At 65.3% G+C, this 21,245-nt stretch carries 16 protein-coding genes; 12 read left to right on the forward strand and 4 right to left on the reverse strand.

All coding sequences use genetic code 11. The annotated features are described in order from the left end of the window. Positions 1-14: 14 nt before the first annotated feature. Positions 15-887, reverse strand: a complete 873-nt coding sequence (locus tag GM668_RS08310; RefSeq protein WP_155438501.1) for a WD40 repeat domain-containing protein — start codon at positions 885-887, stop codon at positions 15-17. A gap of 107 nt (positions 888-994) precedes the next feature. On the opposite strand from GM668_RS08310, the gene GM668_RS08315 reads away from it, so the two are divergent. Next, complete coding sequence (locus GM668_RS08315; RefSeq protein ID WP_155438502.1) at positions 995-4,174, forward strand: DUF748 domain-containing protein; 3,180 nt, start codon at positions 995-997, stop codon at positions 4,172-4,174. Between the two features lies 1 nt (position 4,175). On the opposite strand, the gene GM668_RS08320 is transcribed toward GM668_RS08315, so the two are convergent. Continuing rightward, positions 4,176-5,813, reverse strand: a complete 1,638-nt coding sequence (locus GM668_RS08320) for a cytochrome C (RefSeq protein ID WP_155438503.1) — start codon at positions 5,811-5,813, stop codon at positions 4,176-4,178. Positions 5,814-5,945: 132 nt separating this feature from the next. Between GM668_RS08320 and GM668_RS08325 the strand changes: the two genes are divergently transcribed. From GM668_RS08325 to GM668_RS08335, 3 genes are read left to right on the forward strand one after another with little or no spacing between them, the layout of a single operon-like run. Next, the gene (locus GM668_RS08325; RefSeq protein ID WP_229499076.1) at positions 5,946-7,586 is read left to right on the forward strand and encodes an ATP-binding protein; all 1,641 of its coding nucleotides are present in this window, start codon (positions 5,946-5,948) and stop codon (positions 7,584-7,586) included. Between the two features lie 8 nt (positions 7,587-7,594). Continuing rightward, positions 7,595-8,284 (forward strand): response regulator, encoded by a 690-nt coding sequence (locus GM668_RS08330; protein ID WP_155438504.1) that lies wholly within the window; start codon positions 7,595-7,597, stop codon positions 8,282-8,284. Positions 8,285-8,325: 41 nt separating this feature from the next. Next, complete coding sequence (locus tag GM668_RS08335; RefSeq protein WP_155438505.1) at positions 8,326-9,129, forward strand: ParA family protein; 804 nt, start codon at positions 8,326-8,328, stop codon at positions 9,127-9,129. On the opposite strand, the gene GM668_RS08340 is transcribed toward GM668_RS08335, so the two are convergent. Beyond that, positions 9,126-10,265, reverse strand: coding sequence for a citrate synthase family protein (locus GM668_RS08340; protein WP_155438506.1), 1,140 nt, complete (start codon positions 10,263-10,265; stop codon positions 9,126-9,128). The genes GM668_RS08335 and GM668_RS08340 overlap by 4 nt on opposite strands. Before the next feature lie 88 nt (positions 10,266-10,353). Here GM668_RS08340 and GM668_RS08345 point away from each other — a divergent pair, with 88 nt between their 5' ends. The 5 genes from GM668_RS08345 to GM668_RS08365 all read left to right on the forward strand — a co-directional run bounded on the left by GM668_RS08345 (position 10,354) and on the right by GM668_RS08365 (position 17,653). Then, positions 10,354-11,604 (forward strand): MFS transporter, encoded by a 1,251-nt coding sequence (locus GM668_RS08345; protein ID WP_155438507.1) that lies wholly within the window; start codon positions 10,354-10,356, stop codon positions 11,602-11,604. A gap of 24 nt (positions 11,605-11,628) precedes the next feature. After that, the gene (locus tag GM668_RS08350; protein ID WP_155438508.1) at positions 11,629-12,396 is read left to right on the forward strand and encodes an alpha/beta fold hydrolase; all 768 of its coding nucleotides are present in this window, start codon (positions 11,629-11,631) and stop codon (positions 12,394-12,396) included. A 56-nt stretch (positions 12,397-12,452) separates the two neighbouring features. Next, a complete protein-coding gene (locus GM668_RS08355) occupies positions 12,453-13,187 on the forward strand; it encodes a M15 family metallopeptidase (protein ID WP_155438509.1) in 735 nt (244 codons plus the stop codon). An 81-nt stretch (positions 13,188-13,268) separates the two neighbouring features. Then, on the forward strand, positions 13,269-16,898 hold the full coding sequence (gene tssM / locus GM668_RS08360; protein ID WP_155438510.1) for a type VI secretion system membrane subunit TssM: 3,630 nt from the start codon (positions 13,269-13,271) through the stop codon (positions 16,896-16,898). Positions 16,899-16,915: 17 nt separating this feature from the next. Next, the gene (locus GM668_RS08365; RefSeq protein WP_155438511.1) at positions 16,916-17,653 is read left to right on the forward strand and encodes an OmpA family protein; all 738 of its coding nucleotides are present in this window, start codon (positions 16,916-16,918) and stop codon (positions 17,651-17,653) included. Positions 17,654-17,680: 27 nt separating this feature from the next. Here GM668_RS08365 and icmH read toward each other — a convergent pair whose 3' ends face one another. Next, positions 17,681-18,427, reverse strand: coding sequence for a type IVB secretion system protein IcmH/DotU (gene icmH / locus GM668_RS08370; RefSeq protein WP_155438512.1), 747 nt, complete (start codon positions 18,425-18,427; stop codon positions 17,681-17,683). A gap of 179 nt (positions 18,428-18,606) precedes the next feature. Here icmH and GM668_RS08375 point away from each other — a divergent pair, with 179 nt between their 5' ends. The 3 genes from GM668_RS08375 to tssC are packed head-to-tail and all read left to right on the forward strand — an operon-like array spanning position 18,607 to position 21,212. Then, positions 18,607-19,179, forward strand: coding sequence for a hypothetical protein (locus tag GM668_RS08375; protein ID WP_155438513.1), 573 nt, complete (start codon positions 18,607-18,609; stop codon positions 19,177-19,179). Positions 19,180-19,207: 28 nt separating this feature from the next. After that, positions 19,208-19,720 carry a type VI secretion system contractile sheath small subunit gene (tssB, locus tag GM668_RS08380; protein ID WP_155438514.1) on the forward strand — a complete coding sequence of 171 codons (513 nt, stop codon included), beginning with the start codon at positions 19,208-19,210 and terminating at the stop codon, positions 19,718-19,720. A 1-nt stretch (position 19,721) separates the two neighbouring features. Beyond that, a complete protein-coding gene (gene tssC, locus GM668_RS08385; protein ID WP_155438515.1) occupies positions 19,722-21,212 on the forward strand; it encodes a type VI secretion system contractile sheath large subunit in 1,491 nt (496 codons plus the stop codon). Positions 21,213-21,245: the final 33 nt, after the last annotated feature.

The raw sequence follows: 21,245 nt of genomic DNA on the forward strand, positions 1-21,245 counted from the left end.
GCGGCGCGGCGCAATTACGGGCCGCCGTCGGCGGACCGTAATTGCGCCGCGCCGCGCTGGCGGCCGCATTGCTTGACGTTGACGGCCAGCGGCGTCACCACCTGCGGCGCCGCCGGGCGGCCTTTCCTGCCTTTGGGCGGAATCAAGTTGACTGACGTGGCGGCGCCGGCCGGCGGCACCAGCCACAAGTCGCCCGTGGCTTCGGCAAAATGCCACGTGTAGGACGATGCCGGACCGGCCGGTGCACTGGCGCGCTGGTAGCTGAACAATTCGCGGCGGCCGATGTCCCACACGGCAAAGCGCAATTCGCCGCTGGCGGCGCGTTGCGCCACCAGCAATTTGCGGCCATCGTCGACGAAGCGCAATTCCAGCACGGGGTCGCCGCCGGTGGGGATGGTCAGCGCATTGCGCATGGCCGGCATCTCCAGCACGCGCACCTGGGCGCCGCCCACGGCAATGCGCTTGCCGTCGCCCGACAACGCCATCGGCATGGCGGCGGCAACCGGGCCCGCTGGCGACACGCACGCCGGTCCGCCGGCCGCGCCATCGAGCCGCAGCCACGAAGTCTTGCCCGATGCTGCATGATTGCGGCCATCACCAAATGTGGCGAGGCCGATACAGCCCGGCGCATAGCGGCTTGTATACGCCACCAGGCTGCCGTCTGCGCTGGCCGACAGCGCCTGCGCCTGGACCGGCAGCGCGGCCGTGGCATCGGTCGTGGCGCCGCCTGCCGCGCTGCGGTGCAGCTGGTTGCGGGCGTCCGTGCGGAAGACCCACTGCCCGTCGCCAGACGTGGTGATCGGGAAGCCCGCAGCCCACGTGGAAGCGGCTGGCGCGGCGGACAGCGCCGCCAGCAGGGTAAACAAGACGCGTGGCGTGCATTCCATCGGCTCGGGCTCCAAAAACGGTTACGGGAGGTAAGGGGGGCCGGAGCAGCGGCGCCAGCCCTGTACAATGGTAGTGTATTGCCATCAACCAACACAAGAAGAACAACATGAAGTCCAACAAACTGCGCACTCTTGCCATTGTTGCAGGTAGCGCCGCCGCCCTCGTCACGGCCTATGCCGGACTGGGTTTTTTCGCTGTCCCCGCCATTGTCGCCTCGCAGGCGGAAAAGATGGCGCAGCAACAATTCAAGCGCAAGCTGACCATAGACCAGGTTGCGTTTAATCCGTTCAAGCTTACGGCGTCGCTGCGCGGCGTGAAGCTGATGGAACCGGACGGCTCGGCCGTCTTTGTCTCGTTCGATGCATTCGATGCGGATGTGTCGTGGCAATCCCTGCGCAACCTGGCGCCTGTCGTGGAAAAGGTGCGGCTGCAAGCGCCCTACGTGCACCTGGTGCGGGGCGACAATGGCAAATACAGCATCGACGACATCTTGCAGTGGATGGCCGCGCAGCCGCCATCGAAGGATCCGGCGCTGTTTTCGGTCAATAACATCGAGCTGGCCAACGGCCGCATTGCATTTGAAGACAAGCCGGCCCGCGCGCGGCACATGGTGGAAGGCTTGCAACTGGGCTTGCCCTTCATTTCATCGATGCCGGCCGACGTCAATGTGTATGTGCAGCCGCTGCTGTCCGCCACCATTGATGGCGCGCCGCTGCATATCCAGGGCAAGGCGAAACCCTATGCGGAACAGCGCGAATATGCGATGGAATTCAGGCTGGACAAGCTGGACTTGCCGCAATTGCTGGGCTACCTGCCATTCCAGCCGGCGTTCAAACTGCCGTCGGCCCGCCTCGACGCGCGCCTGACAATGAACTTTGTCCAGCCCAAGGCTGGCAATTCGTCGCTGGCGCTGGGCGGCGAAGCGGCGCTGTCGAACGTGGAGGTGCGGGGCGGCGATGGTGCGCCGGTACTGAAGTTTGCCCGCCTGTCGGCGCAGCTGGACAAGCTGGACCTGGTGGCCGGCAAATACGCGATTGCAAAAATCGGCCTCGATGGGCTCGATGCGTCGCTGTTGCGCGATGCGGCAGGGCAGCTGAATGTGAACCGCCTGCTGCCGCCGCCTGCTGCGGCTCCCGCTGCTGCGGCTTCGAAAAAAACTGCAACCTCCACGATGGTGGCGGTGAAAGCGATCGAGATCCGCAACGCGGCGCTGCGTTATGCCGATGCCGCGCCATACAGTGCATTGAAAGCCGGCGTACAGCGCTTTGACCTCGACGTGCGCGATCTTGCCGTCGATACGGGCAAGCGCACCGTGACAGTGGCGGAAGCGGTATCGGCCAGTGCGGCGGTGGCGTATGCGCAAGGCGCGCGGACCGGGCAAGCGCCGGTGGCGGCGCCGGTGAAGGACGACGGCAAGCCATACCACGTGCAAGTGGGGAAAATGGATGTGCGGGGCTGGAGCATCGACGTGGATGATGCCAGCCGTGGGCAGCCGTTGAAGCTGGCGCTGTCGCCGCTGCAATTGACGGTCAAGGATTGGTCGAATGCGCCGGCCTCGCGCAGTGATATCGACCTGCAAACCACGATCAACCGCAGCGGCAAACTGGGCATCTCGGGCAGCCTGGCGTCGGCGCCGCTCGATGCGGACCTGGCGCTGGACTTGAAAAACCTGGATTTGCAGCCGCTGCAAACCCTGATTGCCGAACATGTGAACTTGCGCGTGGCGCAAGCGGCAGTCTCCGCCCAAGGGCGCGTGAAACTGGCCGATGACGGCGGCGTGATGAAGGGCGGGTACAAGGGCGATGCCAGCGTGGACCGCCTCAGTACTGTCGACCGCCTGAACGATGCGGATTTCCTCAGTTGGAAATCGCTGGCGTTTGGCGGCATGGACGTGCAACTGGCGCCGTTCGCGATGAATATCGACAAGGTGGCGCTGTCGGATTTCTTTGCCCGCGTGATTATCGACCCGAATGGCCGCATCAACGTGCAAGACGTGATGCGCACGGCGGCCAATGAAGACCGCAGCCTGACGGATGCGAAGAACCGCGCACAGGATGCGAAGGCGTCCGCGCAGCGCGATGGCAAAGGTGGCAGGCAGGTTGTGGCGCAGGCTACGGCGCCAATGCCCCCGGTCCGCATTGGCCAGCTGCAGTTGTCCGGCGGGCGCGTGCGCTTTACCGACAACTTCATCAAGCCCAATTACACGGCCAACCTGAAAGACCTGGGCGGCGCCGTGTCGGGACTCAATTCCGATCCCGCACAGCCGGCCAACGTCGACTTGAAGGGCAGCGTCAACAGCGCGCCGCTGTCGATTGCCGGCAAGGTGCACCCGCTGCGCAAGGATTTGTTCCTGGATTTGAAGGCGGACGTGCGCGGCATGGAACTGGCGGCGCTGTCGGCGTATGCGGACAAATATGTCGGCTATGGCATCGAGAAAGGCAAGCTGTCGTTCGAAGTGGCGTACAAGCTGGACGAGCGCAAGCTGACGGCGGAAAACCGCCTGATCCTCGACCAGCTCACGTTCGGCAATGAAAGCACGAACCCGGAAGCCACCAAATTGCCCGTGCGGCTGGCGGTGGCGCTGCTGTCGGACCGCAATGGCGTCATCGACATCAACGTGCCGATCGGCGGTTCGCTGGACGACCCGCAATTTTCAATGGGCGGGATCATCATGAAAGTGATCGGCAACGCCGTCATGAAGACGGTGACGGCGCCATTCACGTTCATCGCGTCACTGTTTGGCGGCAATGGAGAAGAGATGGCGGCGCTGGCATTCGACGCGGGCCACGCGAATGTGGCGGCGGAGCGGGAAGAGAAACTGGCGCCGCTGGCGAAAGCGCTCAACGAGCGTCCGGGCCTGAAGCTCGATATCGGCGGCCGCTATGACCCCACAGTCGATATGGGAGCGCTGCGCCAGCTGGCGCTGGAACGCAAGCTGCGCACCGTCAAGCAGCGCGAATTGCAGGCAAAGAACAAGATGCCGGCCGAAGGCGGCGTCACGGTGACGGCAGAAGAGCGTCCGGCATTGCTGGCGCGCGCCTACGCGGCCGAACCGCTGCAAAAACCGCGCAATGCGCTTGGCATGCAAAAGGCCGTGCCGCCGGCGGAAATGGAGCAAGCCATGCTGGCCGCCATCGAGATCGATGATGACGACTTGACGGCGCTGGCGCACAAGCGCGCACAGGCCGCCAAGGACTGGCTGATCAGGCATGGCGTGCCGGCGGAGCGTCTGTTCCTGACTGCCGCCAAGGAAGGCGCTTGCAAGGCGGAGTTCACGCTGCGCTGAATTACAGCGCCCGCAGGAACGCGCTCAAATCCGCCACTTCCTGCGGCGTGAATCCAATCTGGAAGCGCCGGTCATAGAAGCGCACGACGCCGGCCAGATCGTTTTGCGCGCCATTGTGGAAGTATGGCGGGCGCGCTGCCAGTCCGCGCAAGGTTGGCACCTTCATGCGGCCGATGTCGCGCCAGCGGCCCGTCTGCATGGCCAGGCCCGGATCCGTGGTGTCGACGGTCTCGCCGGTGGCGTTGTTGCGCAGCGTGTACAGCGGCATGTCCGGCGTGCGCACGCGGGCGTCTGCCACGCCGATATCGACCAGCAACGGCGTCGAATGGCTGCCTGCATTCGGTGCGCTGTGGCAGCTGGAACACGTGACGCGGTTCGGCACGCGCAACTGGTCCGTGAAGCCGGCAACGCGGTTGATCGTGAACGGGCGGTTGTTGAACAGCTGTTCGCCGCGCGCGATCGACGCGCGCGCCACGTCTTGCGCGGACGCTTGCGCAGGCTGCGCCGGCGGGCGCTGCCCCGGCGCAGGACGCGCTGGCGCATCGAGGTTGCGCCATGCGCCAAACATCGCCATGACGTTGCGGTTGAACGCGGCGCGGGTGCGGTAGTCGCCGGCTTCCAGGTCATTGATGCCGAAATAGAAAGGCTGGGCCGCCAGCGCCGCTGGGCCGCCGGTGGCGCCGCCTTCCGTCAGGCTGCCGGCAGCGCCGCTGGTCAGCTGCGCCGTCACGAGGCCGGATTCGAAGTTGACGATGGCGCGCTGCTCGGCCGCCGTCAGTTCACGCGTTGCTTCCGCGTGGCCGCGCACGGCGTCGCTGGCCTGCGTCAGCAAGCTGCTGTCCACGCTGGCGTAGCACAGCGCGGGATTCGCATTGAGGATACAGCTGGCGCCCGCCGTGCCGGCAGCCACCGTGCGGTTTTCACGCGCATCCCACATGACCGTGCTGACGAATTTCAAATTTGTCGAAGGCAGGGGACGGCGGAACAGCGACAGTTCCTTGGCGCTGGCGTAGCCATAGGGGTCGTCCGCGCGCACCAGCGAGAATTCCGCATTGGCGGGAACGGCCATGCCCACGCGGATCAAGCCTTTGGTCAGCAGCATGCTGTACGCGACGCGCTTCTGGTCGAGCGTGCCGACCGGGGCGTTCGGGTTGTTGGCGCCATCGACCGTGCGGAATACGGGATCGGCGCCCGAACTGGCGGCGAAGCGCTGCTGCAGGCGGTTCGGCGTCACGCTCCAGCCACTGTTTTCTGCGTGGCAGCTGGCGCAGCTGCGGCCATTGCCCATGGGGGTGAAGAAGGCGTTGCTGTTATCGATGGCGCCTGCCGCGGACGACGTCAGCGCCGTGCCGTCGGCATTGGGTTGTGGCGACGTCGGCACGAGGGCGCCCTGGACCGTGCGGCGCGCCGTGGCGGCGGACGTGGTATCGGCAATCGAACCGGGTTCGGCCGGTGCCTGTGCGATGTCCGCTTCGGCGCTGGCCGATGCGCTGGCGTCGGCCAGTGCTGCCGGTGCGCCGCCTTGCCGGGCAGCCGCCGCGCCGCCTTGGCCGGAGGTTCCGCCACAGCCGGCCAGCAGCAGGGCCAGCGGCAGGGCGGCAGGCAGCAGGCGGGCGCCGAATCGTTGGGTAGGTCGCATGATGTCTCCTTGTTAAGTGCTCACGGGAAACATCGTGAACCCGGAATATGGAGCAAAAATGGAGAAAACCTGTGCAGGAAAAATAGCGTGCGCCTGCACAATTGCTGCACATTCGGCAGGTATGATGGCGGCATGAGCCCTCTCCCGCCACCTGTCGTCCGCCTGACCATTGCGCGCAAAATTGCGCTGGCGGTGGCCGTCATTGTGATCCTTTGCATCGGCACGATGGCATGGCTGACCAACGCCAACCTGCAGCGGGGCTTCATCGCCTACCTGAATGACATGCAGGCGCAAGACCTGGACCAGGTCAGCCAGCTGCTGGCAGAGCGCTACCGGCGCGAAGGCGGCTTCGAATGGCTGCGGCACCGGCCGCGCGCCATGAAGGAAGTGCTGGACCAGATGGCGCCCCAGTTGCAAATGGAGCCGGATGCGCCGGGCGAACGCCGCCGCGAACGGGAAGGGCGCGGCGTCTACGGACCGCCGGACCGGCAAGGGCCGCGTGATGGGCCGCCTGACGATCCCGAAGGGCGGGGGCCTCCGCGCGATGAAGGTCGTAGCGCGTACGGTCCGCCACGGCGCGGCGATAATGGCCGTCCTCCTCCGCCACGCCGGGACGAAGCGCCCCGGCCGCCCCGTCCCCGCGAGCTGCAAGACCCGATGGCGTTTGCCGCGCGGCTCACCGTCAAAGATGAATATGGCGAATCCGTGATGGGACCGCGCAATCCGCCGGCCGGTATCGAGCGTCCCATCATGGTCGACGGCCGCAAGGTTGGCACCGTACAATTGCTGCTGTTGCGCCAGGCCAGCGGCCAGAGCGCCACGGCGGCCAATTTCCTGCGCACGCAGACACGCGACATCCTGCTGCTGTCCGGCGTGCTGCTGCTGGTGGCGATGGGGTTGGCTGTGGGGCTGGCGCGCCATATGCTGCGCCCCGTGACGGCGCTGCACGGCGTGACGGCGCGGCTGGCGCGTGGTGAACTGGCGGCGCGCGCGCCGGTGTTGAGCCGCGACGAGCTGGGCGAACTGGCGCTGCACGTCAATGCGATGGCGCAGGAACTGGAACGCAATGAAACGCAGCGGCGGCAAATGCTGGCGGACGTATCGCATGAATTGCGCACGCCGCTGACGGTGATCCGCGGCGAAATCGAAGCGCTGATCGATGGCGTGCGCAAAGCGGACCAGCAGGCGCTGGAATCACTGCACAGCGAAGTGCTGCGCCTGGCCAAGCTGGTGGATGATCTGCACCAGCTGGCGCTGGCCGATACGGGCGACCTGCATTTTGACATGCATGAAGTGGAATTGCAGTCCGTGCTGTCGCCGCTGCTGGAGCGCTGCCGTCCGCGCGCGGCTGCGGCCGGGCTGGCGCTGCGCTGGGAATTGCCGCCGCAGCCAGTGACAGTCAATGGCGATGCGCGGCGGCTGGAACAGGTCGTGGTTAACCTGCTGGAAAACAGTATCCGCTATACGGACCGTGGCGGCGTGATTGTGCTGGCGCTGCGCGTGCGTCATGATGGACGGCAGCTGCAGGCCGAAATCACCGTGGATGACAGCGCGCCCGGTGTGCCGGCCGGCGCCCATGCGCGGCTGTTCGAGCGGCTGTACCGCGTGGACCAGGCCCGCACGCGCGAGCGGGGCGGCAGTGGACTGGGGCTGGCGATTTGCAAGGCGATGGTGGAAGCGCATGGCGGCGCCATTGCCGCGCTGCCGTCCGAGCATGGCGGCGTGCGGATCCGCATTACGCTGCCTGTTATTACGGGTGCATCGAATCAATAAGGAATTGCATGGAAGCTGCCGCACATATCGTCATCGTTGAAGACGACGCAAAAATCTCGGCCCTGCTGGGCGATTACATGGAAGCTGCCGGCTACCGCACCAGCCGCATCCTGGATGGCGCGCAAGCCGTGGCGGCGCTGCGCGAACACGGAGCGGACGTGGTGCTGCTGGATTTGAACTTGCCGGGCCTGGACGGGCTGGAAGTGTGCCGCGCCGTGCGCGGTTTTTCGCAGGCGCCCATCATCATGCTGACCGCCCGCGTCGATGAAGTGGACCGCTTACTGGGCCTGGATGCGGGCGCCGACGATTACGTATGCAAGCCATTCAGCCCCCGTGAAGTGGTGGCGCGGGTGCGTGCGCAATTGCGCCGCGCATCCGGAGCGCTGGCGCAGCAAGCCGTAACACCTTTATTTTCCGTGGACCGCGAGCGTATGCGCATCCTGCTGTCCGGCACGGCGCTGTCGCTGACGCCGGTGGAATTCCGCATCCTGGCCGAGTTGATCGGCCACCCGGACCGCGTGTATTCGCGCCAGCAATTGCTCGATGTCGCCCATGAAGACCAGCGCGACATCAGCGACCGCACCGTGGATTCGCACGTGAAAAACATCCGCCGCAAGCTGGCGGCCAAGCCGGTGGCGGCCGATTGCCTGCAGTCAGTGTATGGCGTAGGCTACAGATTCGAGTTGCCACTCTGCTAAAATCCCCCGCTGGACCAACATTTACCAACGGGCAGGGCTTCATGAAACGTGTGATTTTCAACCAGAAGGGTGGCGTCGGCAAATCCACCATCGCGGTCAATCTGGCGGCCATTGCGGCCAACCGCGGCAAAAAAACGCTGCTGATCGACCTGGACCCGCAGTGCAATTCCAGCCGCTACCTGCTGGGAGATGCGGCCAAGGATATCGACCCGACCATCGCCGGCTACTTCGAGCAGACGCTCAATTTCATGATATTCAAGCTGACTGCACAAAACCACGTGCACGAAACGGGTTTCGAAAACCTGTCGCTGATTCCTTCGCATCCTGAAATCGGCGAATTGCAATCGAAGCTGGAATCACGCCACAAGATTTACAAGCTGCGCGATGCGCTGAATGAACTGGAACAGGAATACGAAGAAATCTTCATCGATACGCCGCCTGCATATAACTTCTTCACGCAATCGGCGCTGATCGCTGCCGACACGTGCCTGATTCCGTTTGACTGCGATGACTTTTCGCGCCAGGCGCTGTACACCTTGATGAACAACGTGGGCGAAATCAAGGCGGACCATAACCCGGCATTGGAGATCGAAGGCATCATCGTCAACCAGTTCCAGCCGCGAGCCAACCTGCCGCAGCGCATGGTTGAAGAATTGCTGGGTGAAGGGCTGCCGGTGTTGAACAGCAAACTGTCGAGTTCCGTCAAGGTGCGCGAATCGCACGAACGCCGCCTGCCGATGATCCATATGGATGCGCGCCACAAGCTGTCGCAGGAATTCGAAGCGCTGTTCGATGAGCTGCAGGCGGCGCAAGCGCGCGCCAGCAAGAAACGCAAGCAGGCTTAATCTGCGCCTGCCGTATTGAACGCTCCTACATAGCGCGCGCGGGGCCGGATCAGCCGGCCGTCGGCGCGCTGCTCCAGCGCATGGGCAATCCAGCCTGCCGTGCGCGCCATCGCCAATAGCGCCAGCGCGGCGCCGTCCGGCAACCGCAGTACCAGTTCCAAGGCCGCCAATGCGAAATCAGAATTCGGCTGCGCCTGCGGTATGGCGCCAGCCCGCGCCGCCAGCGCCCTGAAAGGCGCGCACGCCTTGCTATCGTAGGCGTGCAGCTTGTCCAGCAAATACGTGGCGCGGATATCGCCGTCCGCATACAGCGGGTGGCCGAAGCCCGCCGTCATGGGTTCTATTTGCACAGTACCCGGCGCCGCTGCTTCACGCAGCAAGGCCGCCTTGGCCAGCGCATAGTGGCCGCCGTGTTCTGGTCCGGACAGCGCGGCCAGTCCGGCGCACAGCACCAGCGGCAGTGCCGCGCCGCTGGACGCTGCGCAGCGCACGGTAAAAGCCGAATTATTCAATTCGTGGTCCGCCAGCACCACCATGGCGCTGCGCAGCACATCAGCCGCCATACCGGCGCCCCACGCATCGGCTGCCTGCCGGTGCAGCGGCGCATCGCTGGCGCGGGTCCCCAGCAGCATGGCGGCCGTCACGCGCAGCAGCGCGATGGGACTGGCGTGCGCATCCACCAGCGGCAGCAGCGCCATGGCGCGCGGCAGGGGCGCCAATGGCAAGGCCGCTGCATGCGCAAGCGGCGCATCGCAGTTGCCCCGGCTGGCGTTGCCCTGGTCCGCCTGCCACAGCAGCGCTGCAGCCTGTTCCAGCGTGGCCTGCTCTGCCAGCGCGCAGGCGTCGTGCCCCCGGTAATACAGGCGCCCATCAGCGATTTGGGCAATCCGCGTTTCCAGCACCGGCACGCCCCAGTTCATGGCGGCCGACACCGCGTGCCCGGCGCGCTTGCCATCGCCGCGCCGCGCGGCCAGGCGCAGCACGTCATCGTGCGCATAGCGTTTCGCCCGCACACCGCTGCCGCTGCTGGACGCCAGCAAGCCCCGGCTCACATAGGAATACAGCGTGGCAGGACTGACGCCAAGAATGGCTGCCGCTTCGCGCGCCGTGATGGTCGCAGTGGTGGTTTTACTCATACTTTTATTTATATTGATTCGGCGGATCAAGATTGACCCTGCCAGGCGGGATCGCCAGACTGGCGGCATACCGTTTGGAGAGTATTCTATGCACAAGCTCAACCCCGTTGCAACGTCTGAAGCCGCCCGTAAAATCCCCATGCTGCAGCCACTGCGGCACCGCCGCTTCCGCCAGCTGTGGATTGCCAACTTGGTGTCGAACCTCGGCACGTGGACGCAAACCTTTGCGGCAGCATGGCTGGTGGCGTCTGGCGATGCGTCGTCCCATATGGCAGCGCTGGTGCAGGCGGCGGCCAGCGCGCCGACGCTGCTGTTTGGCCTGCTGGCGGGCGTGGTGGCGGATGCGGTGCCCCGTGCGCGGCTGCTGTTTGCCGTCAATGCCGCGCGGGCGCTGGCGGCAGCCTTGATGGCGATACTGGCGGGCAGCGGCCACGCACCCGCATGGGCCGTGCTGGCGCTGGTATTCATGATGGGGACGGCGCAAGCGTTCATGTGGCCCGCGTGGCACGCCGTGACGTCGCTGCTGGTGGACGCCGATGAAGTGGAAGCGGCGGCCACGCTGAATAACCTCAGCTACAACGCTGCCGCTACTGCGGGGCCTGCGCTGGGCGGCGCGCTGTTTGCCTGGTGCGGGGCCGCGCCGCTGTTTGCCTTCACGGCGCTGTCGATGACGGGACTTCTGGCCGTGTATTACGCGTGGCAGCGCAGCCCGGACGCGCCGCGCGCCGGCGCTGCAGTCAGTATGGATGCGTTCCGCGCCGGCCTGCGGGCAGCGTGGGGGACGCAGGCGTACCGGCTCTTGCTGCGGCACACGGCGTGCGCGCTGTTTGGCGCGGTAGCGTTCATGGCGCTGCTGCCGCTGTATGTGCGCGACGTGCTGCACCAGCAGGCAGGCATGTATGGCAGCCTGATGGCGCTGCTCAGCGCCGGTGCGATTGCCGCGCCGTTCATGCTGCCCGCATTGCGGGTCCGTTATGCGCGCCACGTGCTGCTCGCTGGATCGCTGGTATTGTTTGGCGCCATGCTGGTGGTGCTGCCGCTGGTGCGCCATCCAGTGATGCTGGCGCCGCTCGTGATGTGCGGCGGCATTGCCTGGGCCGCGATGATTTCCACGTTGAACGGCGCAGCGCAATCGGCGTTTCCTTCGTCCGTGCGGGCGCGCACCTTGTCCGTGTACTTGCTGGCGATGGCGCTGGGCCAGACCGTGGGCAGCGCGGCGTGGGGCGCGGTGGCGGAACAGCTGGGTGTTGCGGCGGCGCTGGTGGCGGCCGGTGCGGTATTGCTGCTGTATGCCGCGCTCGGTCTGCGCCGCGCCATTCCTGCAAATATGGCAAAGTAGCGGGATTGATATCGCGGAGTTGGCATGATGGTGGAATTGCAAGGCTATGGCCGCTTGCACTATGAATGGATCGCCGGGCCGGAACAGCGGCCGGTGCTGGTATTCCTGCACGAAGGGCTGGGCTGCACGGCCATGTGGAAAGCCTTCCCGCAACAGCTGTGCGCCATGACGGGGTGTCCGGGACTGGTCTATGACCGCCTCGGCTATGGCTTGTCCGATCCGCTGGTGAAGCCGCGCAGCGTGCTGTACCTGCACGAAACCACGCTGGTTGAGTTGCCTGCCGTGCTGGACCCGTTGCTGCAAGGGCGTCCGTATATCGTCATTGGCCATTCGGATGGCGGCAGCATCGCGCTGCTGCACGGCGCCACGCAGCCCGCCGGCCTGCTGGGCATCATCACGGAAGCGGCGCACGTGTTTGTCGAAGACGTGACGCTGGACGGCATCCGCACGGCATTGCAGGCATGGGACGCGGGCAAGCTGCGGGGGCTGGAGCGCTATCACGGCGATAAAACCAGCACGATTTTTCATGCGTGGGCCGATACGTGGCTGACGCCCAGCTTCGCGCAGTGGAATATCGAAGGCGTGCTGGCTTCCATTGCGTGCCCGGTACTGGCATTGCAGGGCGAGGGCGACCAGTACGGGACGGCCGCGCAGCTTGAATCCATCGCCGCCCGTGCGCCGCGCGCGCTGCCGCACATGCTGCCCGATTGCGGCCACACGCCGCACCTGGAAAATCCCGAAGCCACGCTGGCGGCCATGTCGGCATTTATCGCACGCCTGCACGGCGCTTGATCTGCACCGGGGTGCACTGCCGTTGCCGCGCATACGATGCGGCGAGGAGGTGCGCCATGGTGATGTATTCGCTGCTGCTGTTCCTGACCGCCGGCATGGCCGGCGCCTTGCTGGCTTTCCCCGTGGCGCGCGACATGCTGTCGCATGCGATGCGCGCCGCCGGTGCGCGGCTGCATACGCGCCGCGCGGCGCTGGTGCTGGCGGCTGTTGTGCTGCTGGGCGCGTTGCCGCTGGCTGCCTTGCTGGCGTCCGGCTCGCGCGACAGCAGCGGCGCCGGCGAACTTGCCTACCGCCCCGTCAACGTGCAGGTGGCGCAACTGCTGGAAGGCGAGCACCTGGCGCCGCCGCAGCCGTTGCCGCCGTTGGCATTCACGACGGCGGAAGTTACGCTGGTGCGGCCCATGCTGGCCGGCGCCAGCCGTGACTGGGCGTTATTGAACGATGGCTTCAGCCAGCGCCTGCTGCTGGTGTTTCGCATCATGCGCGAACAATATGGCTATGACATGGCGCTGCTGGAAGGCTACCGTTCGCCGCAGCGCCAGGACCTGCTGGCGGCAGCCGGCCCGCACGTGACAAGCGCCCGCGCGTACCAGAGCTATCACCAGTTCGGCCAGGCCGCCGATTGCGCCTTTGTCCGCGACGGCAAGCTGGTGATTTCCGAACGCGACCCGTGGGCCATGCGCGGCTACCGGCTGTATGGGGAAACAGCGGAAGCCGTAGGGCTGAAGTGGGGCGGACGGTGGGCCATGATGGATTTTGGCCACGTTGAATTGCATGCTCCTGGAAATTAATTGCGCTGACGCAAGTCGCGCAACTATGGCAACTGGCAACATTGGGCACTCGCCGGTACGGCGCTTCCCTGCGGGCATACCATGTTGCGACGACTGTGGAACTTCCTGGCGGACAGCCGCCACCTGGCCATCCTGTGTTTTGCGGCGCTGGCCGCATATGCCGTGTTTGGCGCCGATACGCTGCGGACAGCGGCTATTTGCGCCGCGTTGGCGGCGGCGCTGGCGCTGCTGGCATGGCTGGCGTGGCGAAGCTGGCGCTGGTGGCGCAACGGGCGCCAGCTTGAAGCGGCTGCGGCGGACGACGCAACTGCGCCGGCGGATAATGCCGCCATCGGCGCACTGCGCAACAGCGTGCAGGATGCTTGCGCCATGCTGCGCGGTTCGCGCATGGGCAAGCTGGCCGGGGCGCGCGCGCTATATGAGCTGCCCTGGTGTCTCGTTATCGGCAGTCCGGGCGCGGGCAAGAGTTGCGCGATACGCCACTCCGGCCTGCAATTCCCGTTTGAAGCAGGACACCGCGAACCGGCGCCGGGCGGCACAGCGCAGCTGGACTGGTATTTCGCCCGCGAAGGCATCGTGCTTGACACGGCGGGCCGCTACACCGCCGACGAAGGCAGCCGCGATGAATGGCGCGGCTTGCTGGATCAGCTAAAAAAACACCGCGCGCGGGCGCCTGTCAATGGCGTGGTGGTGGCGGTCAGCGTCGATGAATTGCGGGGCGACGCCGCCGCGGCAAAGCTGGCGGCGCGCAACCTGCGCATGCGCATGCAAGACATGGTGGAGCGGCTGGAAGTGTTTGCACCCGTCTACGTGCTGTTCACCAAGGCTGACCACATTGCCGGTTTCAGTGAATTCTTTGCGCAAGCCGACCATGGCGAGCAGGAACGCGCGTGGGGCGCCACCATGCCCTACAAGCGCCGCGCCGCCGTGCGCGAAGTGCTGGCATTTTTTGATCACGCTTATGACGGGCTGGTGGAAGGCATCAAGGAATTGGGCGTGGCGATCCTGGCGCAGCCCCGCAGCGGTGCGCCGGAACCGGGCGTGCTGGCCTTTCCGCTGGAATTCACGGCGCTGCGGGCCGCCGCACGCGATTTCGTGGCGGCGCTGTTTGAAGAAAATCCATTCCAGGATGGCCTGGTGTTCCGGGGCTTTTACTTCACCAGCGCGCTGCGCGACGGCATGCCCGCCAGCAGCCAGTCGCGCCGCATCGCTGAACGCTTTGCGCTGGCGTGGCAAGAACCGGAGCCACGTCCGCAGCGCGAACCGGACATCGCCGCAAAGCGCGGCTACTTCCTGCTGCAATTATTCCGCGACGTGATTTTCGCTGACCGTGCGCTGGTAACGCACTATGCGAGCCGCAATGCGATGCGCTTGCGCTATGCGGCATTCGCTTTGGCCCTGCTGGCGCTGGGCGCACTGCTGGCCGGATGGACGTGGTCGTACCAGGAGAACTTGCGGCTGATCGGACAAGTGCAGGCGGATTTCGACAAGGCGCAGCGCCTGCAGGCGGGACGGCATGACTTGCAGTCGCGGCTGGAAGCGCTGGAAGTGCTGGAACAGCGTATCGGCCAGCTGGAGCGGCTGCGCCGCGAGCAGCCATGGGAAACGGGGCTGGGCCTGTACCAGGGAGCGGCGCTGGAACGCAAGCTGCGCATGGAATACTTCAACGGCGTGCGCGACGTCATGCTGCTGCCGGTGGCGGTCAGCCTGGAAGCGCAGCTTTCCGCGCTGGGCACGGTACCGCTGGATGGCAGCGGCGCCGACGACGGCTACAACGCGCTGAAGGCATACCTGATGCTGGCTGAACCTGCCCGCGCGGAAAGCGCGCATTTGAATGACCAGCTGGCGCGACACTGGCGCGCATGGCTGGAATCGCGCCAGGGCGCCATGCCGCGCGAACAGATGATCCGCAGCGCCGAGCGCCTGCTGGCTTTTTATACGTCGCAGTCAGGCGATCCGGCCTGGCCGCGCATTGCGCCCCGGCTGGCGCTGGTGGAGCAGGCCCGCAATGCGCTGCGCGGCGCCGTACGCGGCATGCCGGCCCGCGACCGCGTTTATGCCGCCATCCGCGCCCGCGCCAGCACGCGCTTCCCGTCCATGACGGTGGCGCGCATCGCCGGGCCGGACGACCAGGCGCTGGTGGCGGGCAGCCATGCGGTGCCTGGCGCTTATACGCGCGAAGCGTGGCGGCAATACGTGGAAGCAGCCATCCGTGAAGCGGCCAATGGCGAATTGCAAAGCCGCGACTGGGTATTGAAGGCGGACAGCCGCGACGACTTGAGCCAGGAAGGCAGTCCCGAACAAGTGCGCAAGGCGCTGGTGGAGCGCTACAAGGCCGATTACATCGGGCATTGGACGCAATTCCTGCAGGGCGTGTCGGTGGCGGACATGCAAGGCGTGGCAGGAGCGGCGGCCGCCATGCAGCGCCTGGGCGATCCGCAACTGTCGCCATTGCTGAAGATCCTGGCGGTGGCAAACGAGCAGACTGCGTGGGATATGCCTGCGCCTGCCGCCAGCGGCGGCAGCTGGTCCGGCTGGCTGGCGGGAGAAGCGCGGCGGCGCGCCGCTTCGTGGGGCAGCAACATGCCGGCGCCTGCGGCCGCGGGAGACGGCGCCATATCGGCAGGGACGATTGCGCGCGAATTGTCCCTGCTGGGGCGGCTGTTTGCCGCGCAGGGCGATGGCGCGGCGCCGGTGCAGGGCTATGTGGCGGCGCTGTCGAAACTGCGGGCGCGCCTGAGCCAGATGAAAAACCAGGGCGATGCGGGGCCGGGCGCCCATTTGCTGATGCGGCAAACGCTGGAAGGCACGGGCTCGGAACTGGCCGATGCGCTGCGCCACATCGATGAGCAAATGCTGGCAGGCGCCAGCCCCGCGCAGCAGCAAATGCTGCGGCCATTGCTGGTGCGGCCGCTGATGCAAGTATTTGCGGCGCTGGTGGGACCGGCGGAAAGTGAAATCAACAAGACGTGGCAAGTACAGGTGGCGGAACCGTTCAACCGTTCGCTGGCCGGCAAATATCCGTTCACGCCAAGCGCCAGGGTGGAGGCGGGCAGCGGCGAAATCGCGGAATTCTTCGGGCCGTCCGGTGTCATCGCGAAATTCGTTACGGCCACCATCGGTCCGCTGGCGGTGCGCCGCGGCGACGTGCTGGCGCCCCGCACGTGGGCCGATATGGGCATCACATTGACGCCGCAAGCGGTGGCGCAGCTGCCCGCGTGGATTGCGCCGCCCGGCGCCGGCGGCATGGGGCAGGGCGCGGCGCAGACGGTATTCCAGCTGATGCCGCTGCCTTCTTCCGATGCGATGGAATACACAGTGGAAATCGATGGCCAGCAAATTCGCCTAAAGATGCCGGCAACTTCCGCGCCGCAATGGCACGGCATGGTGCATCCGGGTCCGGAGGGCGGCGTGCCGGGCGCGCGCATCACGGCGCTGGCGAAGGATGGGCGCACCGTGGAACTATTCAACGAGGCCGGACAGTTCGGCTTGAAGCGCATGATTGATGCGGCGGTGCGGGAGCGCAAGGAGGGCGGCGTGTTTGGCTTGCGCTGGAGCGGGGGCGGCGTGACGGTGGCGCTGGATTTGAAAGTGGCCAGCAGCCCGGAAGCGGGCGCGGAAGGCGCGCAGGGCAAGCCAGGATTGTATGGCTTGAAGTTGCCGGATGTGGTCGTGGGCCGCGAAGTGGCCACACTGGCGGCCAAGCCTTGAACATCATGGAGGATGGCATGAAATACGCACTGCTGTGGTCCGCGCTGTTTTGTTCAAGTGTTGCAGCCCAGGTGGTGGTGTCCGGGACGGTGCCGGATGACGCCACGCGCCAGGCCATCGTGCAACGCTTGCAGGCGCTGTACGGCGCGGGCGCGGTAACTGACCGCATGGCGGTGGGGCCCGTGCTGGCGCCGCCCGGCTGGCCCGCGCAAGTGCAAAAGCTGCTGGCGCCGGGTATTAAAGCCGTCGGCAAGGGCGAGTTGAAAGTGGAAGGCAGTGCCGTCAGCGTACGCGGCGACGTGGCCAGCGAAGCCGTGCGGGCGCTGGCGGAGAAAGACTTGGCTGCCGCGATGGCGCCAGGGTTTGCGCTGCGCACGGATTTGCGCGTGGTTCAGGGGCAACAGCAAATGCTCGATGCCGTGCTGGCGCAGCGCATTATTGAATTTGACAGCGGGCAGGCTACGTTGCGGCCTTCCGGCATGGCGATCCTCGATGAAATGGCGGCAGTGATCCTCAAGCTGAAAGGGGCGCGCATTGAAGTGTCCGGGCATACGGATAATGTGGGACCGCGTTCTTCCAACATTGCACTGAGCCAGGCGCGGGCACAGGCTGTGCGCGCGTACCTGGCGGCGAAGGGCGTGGATCCCGGGACCGTAGCGGTGTCGGGGCTGGGGCCGGACAAGCCGGTGGCGGATAACGGCAGTGCGGAAGGGCGGGCGCGGAACCGGCGGATTGAATTCAAGGTGGCGGGATAAGGGCTTGGCCCGCCACCACACATTTCATTAAGGTAGCGTAATGACGACTGTCGCCGGTTGCGGCGGCAGCTTCACCACATCCGAGTAGAGCGCCATCCGCTGCTGTTCTTCACGAGACAGCGACACCCGCATGCCCGCATACGCGCCGCCGGCTGTGGCCATCATCAGCAGCGCCAGCACCCACGCCGGCACGTCGCGCCGCAGCTTATGGGCGACCTGGTCTGGCCGCGGCGCCTGCGGCGCAAAGCCGCGCCCCTTGCCCTTGATGTGTGCGATTTCATCGCCCAGCCGCGCTGTCACCCACGACAGGCGGTCGCGGTCATCCATCGCATAGCGGCCCTTGAAGCCCATCAGCAGGCACATATGGAACACTTGCAGCGCCTGCAGCCGCACGGCGCCTTTGCCGCGCAAGGCTTCCAGCCGTTCAAAGAAATGCTTGCCGGCCAGCTGGTCGCCGAACACGGTCAATTGCAGCGGCGTGCGCTCCCACGCGCTGCGCAATGCAAAATCCGATGACAGCACGATTTCATCGAGCGCCGCGCAGTATGCGTACTTGGCTGCTTCGATATCGTCGCCATGCGCATGCAGGCGGCGCGCTTCCTGCGTAAAGCCGTCCAGCATGCACGCGATGCGCCGCTGGAAGTCTTCCAGCTCGCCCGGTGCGTGGCGCTGCTTCAGCAAGTGCAGCAAATAAAACCCTTCATGCAGCAAGTCCGCCAGTGACAGCTGGCGCGCTTCCCGCTGTGCGCTGCGGCGTTCAATGCCCGTACCCATATGTCCTCCTGTGCCGGTGTGGAAGCCCATTACAGCGGGGCGGCGACAGCGTGAATTTGCGGTGGCGCAATCGCCCCAGTCCATTGCTGGAAGCATGCTGTCAGGAAATTGCGCAATCGCAATTATTTCCAACCGACACACCTGCATGATGGCCAGCACCCCCGTGAAAGGAGCCCATCATGACGACACCGATCCCCCGTATGGCCAGCGCGGCATGTGCGCTGCTGCTGTCGGCCTGCGCAGTTGACGATCCCGTCGTGCACTTGCCGCCATTGCCACCGTCGCTGGAAAAGCTCAGTACCGAAGCGCAGCGCGCCGCCGCCAGCGGCCATGCCGACCAGGCGCTGGCGATCTGGAAAAATGCAGCCACTGTTTATCCGTCGGATAAAGCCCCGTGGCTGGCTATGGCGCAGTTGAAATATGACCGCAGCCAGTACGCGGAAGCGATTGCCAACGCGCAGGAAGCACTGCGGCGCGATCCGCTCGATGCCCAAGCCGGCCGCTTGCTGGCGGCCAGCGGCTTGCGCCTGTCAGTGGCGGCTTATGCGGATTTGCAGGCGCAAAACAGCTTGCAGGGCGCGGCGCGCAGCGAAGCGCAGGAACTGTCCCGCCAGTTGCGCGCCAGCGTGGGCGAAGAAACGGTGCCGCCTGTGACGTCCATCAAGAAGCCCGTCCCCGTGAAACGCGTGGCGCCCGTCAAGCCATCGGCGGCGCAGACGGGCGCCGCCGATCCCTTCGGCACCCTCAAGTAATTCCATTCCGCCCAACAGGAGAACAGCAATGGCCAACAGCGACAGTATTCAGAAACGGCTCGGCAAAGTGCGCGCGCCGCGCGTGCAAATGAGCTATGACGTGGAAATCGGCGATGCCATGGAGAGCAAGGAATTGCCTTTTGTGATCGGCGTCATCGGCGACTTTGGCGGCAATCCCGCGCAACCGCTGAAGCGCTTGAAGGAACGCCGCTTCATCGGCATCGATGCGGACAATTTCGACGAAGTGCTGGCCGGCGTGGCGCCCCATGCGCGCTTTGAAGCGCCCAACCGGCTGGGCGGCGAAGGGGCAATCCCCGTCGAACTGGCATTCCGCGCCATGAGCGACTTCCGTCCGGAAGCCGTAGTGCAGCAAGTGGAACCGCTGCGCCAGTTGCTGGAAGCGCGCGGCAAGCTGGCGGACTTGCGCAACAAGCTGGCCGGCAACGACAAACTGGAAGACTTGCTGGCGCAAGTGCTGGCCGATACCGAACAGATACGCGATGGCCTGCGCGGCCAGGCGCACGACAGCGGGGAGGCTTGACATGTCCGCTCAACTGCAAGCACTGGATGCGCCGCTGGACAGCCTGGAACTGCAAGGCGGCCTGCTGGACCGTATTGTGGAAGAAAGCCGCGTCGCCAAGTCGCCGCAAGAACACGAGCGGGCGCGCGACATCATTGCGGAACTCGTCAGGCAGGTGTTGCAGGGAACGGTGACCGTGTCGCCCAACCTGTGCGCCACCATCGATGCCCGCGTGGCGGAACTGGACCGGCTGATTTCATCACAACTGTCCGCCATCATGCACGCGCCGCAATTTCAGAAGCTGGAACAAAGCTGGACCGGACTGCATTACCTGGTGCGCCATTCCGCCAGCGGTGAAAACGTCCACATCCGCATGCTGAACGCGAACAAGCGTGAACTGGTCAAGGATTTCCAGAGTGCGCTGGAATTCGACCAGAGCGCAATCTTCAAGAAAGTCTATGAAGAGGAATTCGGCACGTTTGGCGGCGCGCCCTACGGCGCCCTGGTGGGCGACTTTGAAATTTCCCGCCAGCCGGAAGACATGTATTTCATCGAGCAGATGTCGCACGTGGCGGCTGCCGCGCACGCGCCGTTTATCGCGTCGGCGTCGCCGGAACTGTTCGGCCTTGAAACTTACGGCGACCTTGGCAAGCCGCGCGACCTCGGCAAGGTATTCGACACGGTGGAATACGCCAAGTGGAAGGCATTCCGCGAATCGGAAGATGCGCGCTACGTGGGGCTGGCACTGCCGCGCTACCTGGGCAGGCTGCCATTCAATCCCATCGATGGCACGACGGTGGAAGGCTTTCACTTTGTCGAAGAAGTCGACGGCAGCGACCACCATAAATACCTGTGGTGCAACGCGGCGTATGCGTTTGGCGCGCGGCTGGCGCAGGCATTCGATGATTTCGGCTGGTGCGCCGCCATCCGCGGCGTCGAAGGGGGCGGGCTGGTCGATGATTTGCCGACCCATACGTTCAAGACGGGCGAAGGCGAAGTGGCGCTGAAGTGCCCGACGGAAGTGGCCATCACGGACCGCCGCGAAAAGGAACTCAGCGACCTCGGCTTCATCTCGCTCGTGCATTGCAAGAACACGTCGTATGCGGCGTTCTTTGGCGCACAGTCCGCGCAAAAGGCGCGCCGCTACAGCACGGAAGCAGCCAACGCCAACGCCGTGCTGTCGTCGCAGCTGCAATACATCTTTGCCGTGTCGCGCATTGCCCACTACATGAAAGCCATGATGCGCGACAAGGTGGGCAGCTTTTCCGCCGCGTCCAGCGTGGAAGATTTCCTCAACCGGTGGCTGATGCGCTACGTGCTGCTGGACGATAACGCCAGCCAGGAACAAAAGGCCCGCTATCCGCTGCGGGAAGCGTCCGTGCAGGTGAGCGAAGTGCCGGGGCGGCCCGGCGTATACCGCGCTGTATCGTTCCTGCGCCCGCATTTCCAGCTCGATGAATTGTCTGTTTCCCTCCGACTGGTCGCGGAGTTGCCGCAATCGACCAACCGTTAATCCCACTTCAATTTTTCAACTCTAGGAGCAAGC

Source organism: Pseudoduganella ginsengisoli (assembly GCF_009720865.1).
GTDB classification, from domain to species: Bacteria; Pseudomonadota; Gammaproteobacteria; order Burkholderiales; family Burkholderiaceae_D; genus Rugamonas; species Rugamonas ginsengisoli.

Excerpts from the sequence above, each read along its gene's own strand:
- GM668_RS08310 (WP_155438501.1), bottom strand. The coding sequence starts at position 887 with ATGGAATGCACGCCACGCGTCTTGTTTACCCTGCTGGCGGCGCTGTCC.
- GM668_RS08315 (WP_155438502.1), top strand. The coding sequence starts at position 995 with ATGAAGTCCAACAAACTGCGCACTCTTGCCATTGTTGCAGGTAGCGCC.
- GM668_RS08320 (WP_155438503.1), bottom strand. The coding sequence starts at position 5,813 with ATGCGACCTACCCAACGATTCGGCGCCCGCCTGCTGCCTGCCGCCCTG.
- GM668_RS08325 (WP_229499076.1), top strand. The coding sequence starts at position 5,946 with ATGAGCCCTCTCCCGCCACCTGTCGTCCGCCTGACCATTGCGCGCAAA.
- GM668_RS08330 (WP_155438504.1), top strand. The coding sequence starts at position 7,595 with ATGGAAGCTGCCGCACATATCGTCATCGTTGAAGACGACGCAAAAATC.
- GM668_RS08335 (WP_155438505.1), top strand. The coding sequence starts at position 8,326 with ATGAAACGTGTGATTTTCAACCAGAAGGGTGGCGTCGGCAAATCCACC.
- GM668_RS08340 (WP_155438506.1), bottom strand. The coding sequence starts at position 10,265 with ATGAGTAAAACCACCACTGCGACCATCACGGCGCGCGAAGCGGCAGCC.
- GM668_RS08345 (WP_155438507.1), top strand. The coding sequence starts at position 10,354 with ATGCACAAGCTCAACCCCGTTGCAACGTCTGAAGCCGCCCGTAAAATC.
- GM668_RS08350 (WP_155438508.1), top strand. The coding sequence starts at position 11,629 with ATGATGGTGGAATTGCAAGGCTATGGCCGCTTGCACTATGAATGGATC.
- GM668_RS08355 (WP_155438509.1), top strand. The coding sequence starts at position 12,453 with ATGGTGATGTATTCGCTGCTGCTGTTCCTGACCGCCGGCATGGCCGGC.
- tssM (WP_155438510.1), top strand. The coding sequence starts at position 13,269 with ATGTTGCGACGACTGTGGAACTTCCTGGCGGACAGCCGCCACCTGGCC.
- GM668_RS08365 (WP_155438511.1), top strand. The coding sequence starts at position 16,916 with ATGAAATACGCACTGCTGTGGTCCGCGCTGTTTTGTTCAAGTGTTGCA.
- icmH (WP_155438512.1), bottom strand. The coding sequence starts at position 18,427 with ATGGGTACGGGCATTGAACGCCGCAGCGCACAGCGGGAAGCGCGCCAG.
- GM668_RS08375 (WP_155438513.1), top strand. The coding sequence starts at position 18,607 with ATGACGACACCGATCCCCCGTATGGCCAGCGCGGCATGTGCGCTGCTG.
- tssB (WP_155438514.1), top strand. The coding sequence starts at position 19,208 with ATGGCCAACAGCGACAGTATTCAGAAACGGCTCGGCAAAGTGCGCGCG.
- tssC (WP_155438515.1), top strand. The coding sequence starts at position 19,722 with ATGTCCGCTCAACTGCAAGCACTGGATGCGCCGCTGGACAGCCTGGAA.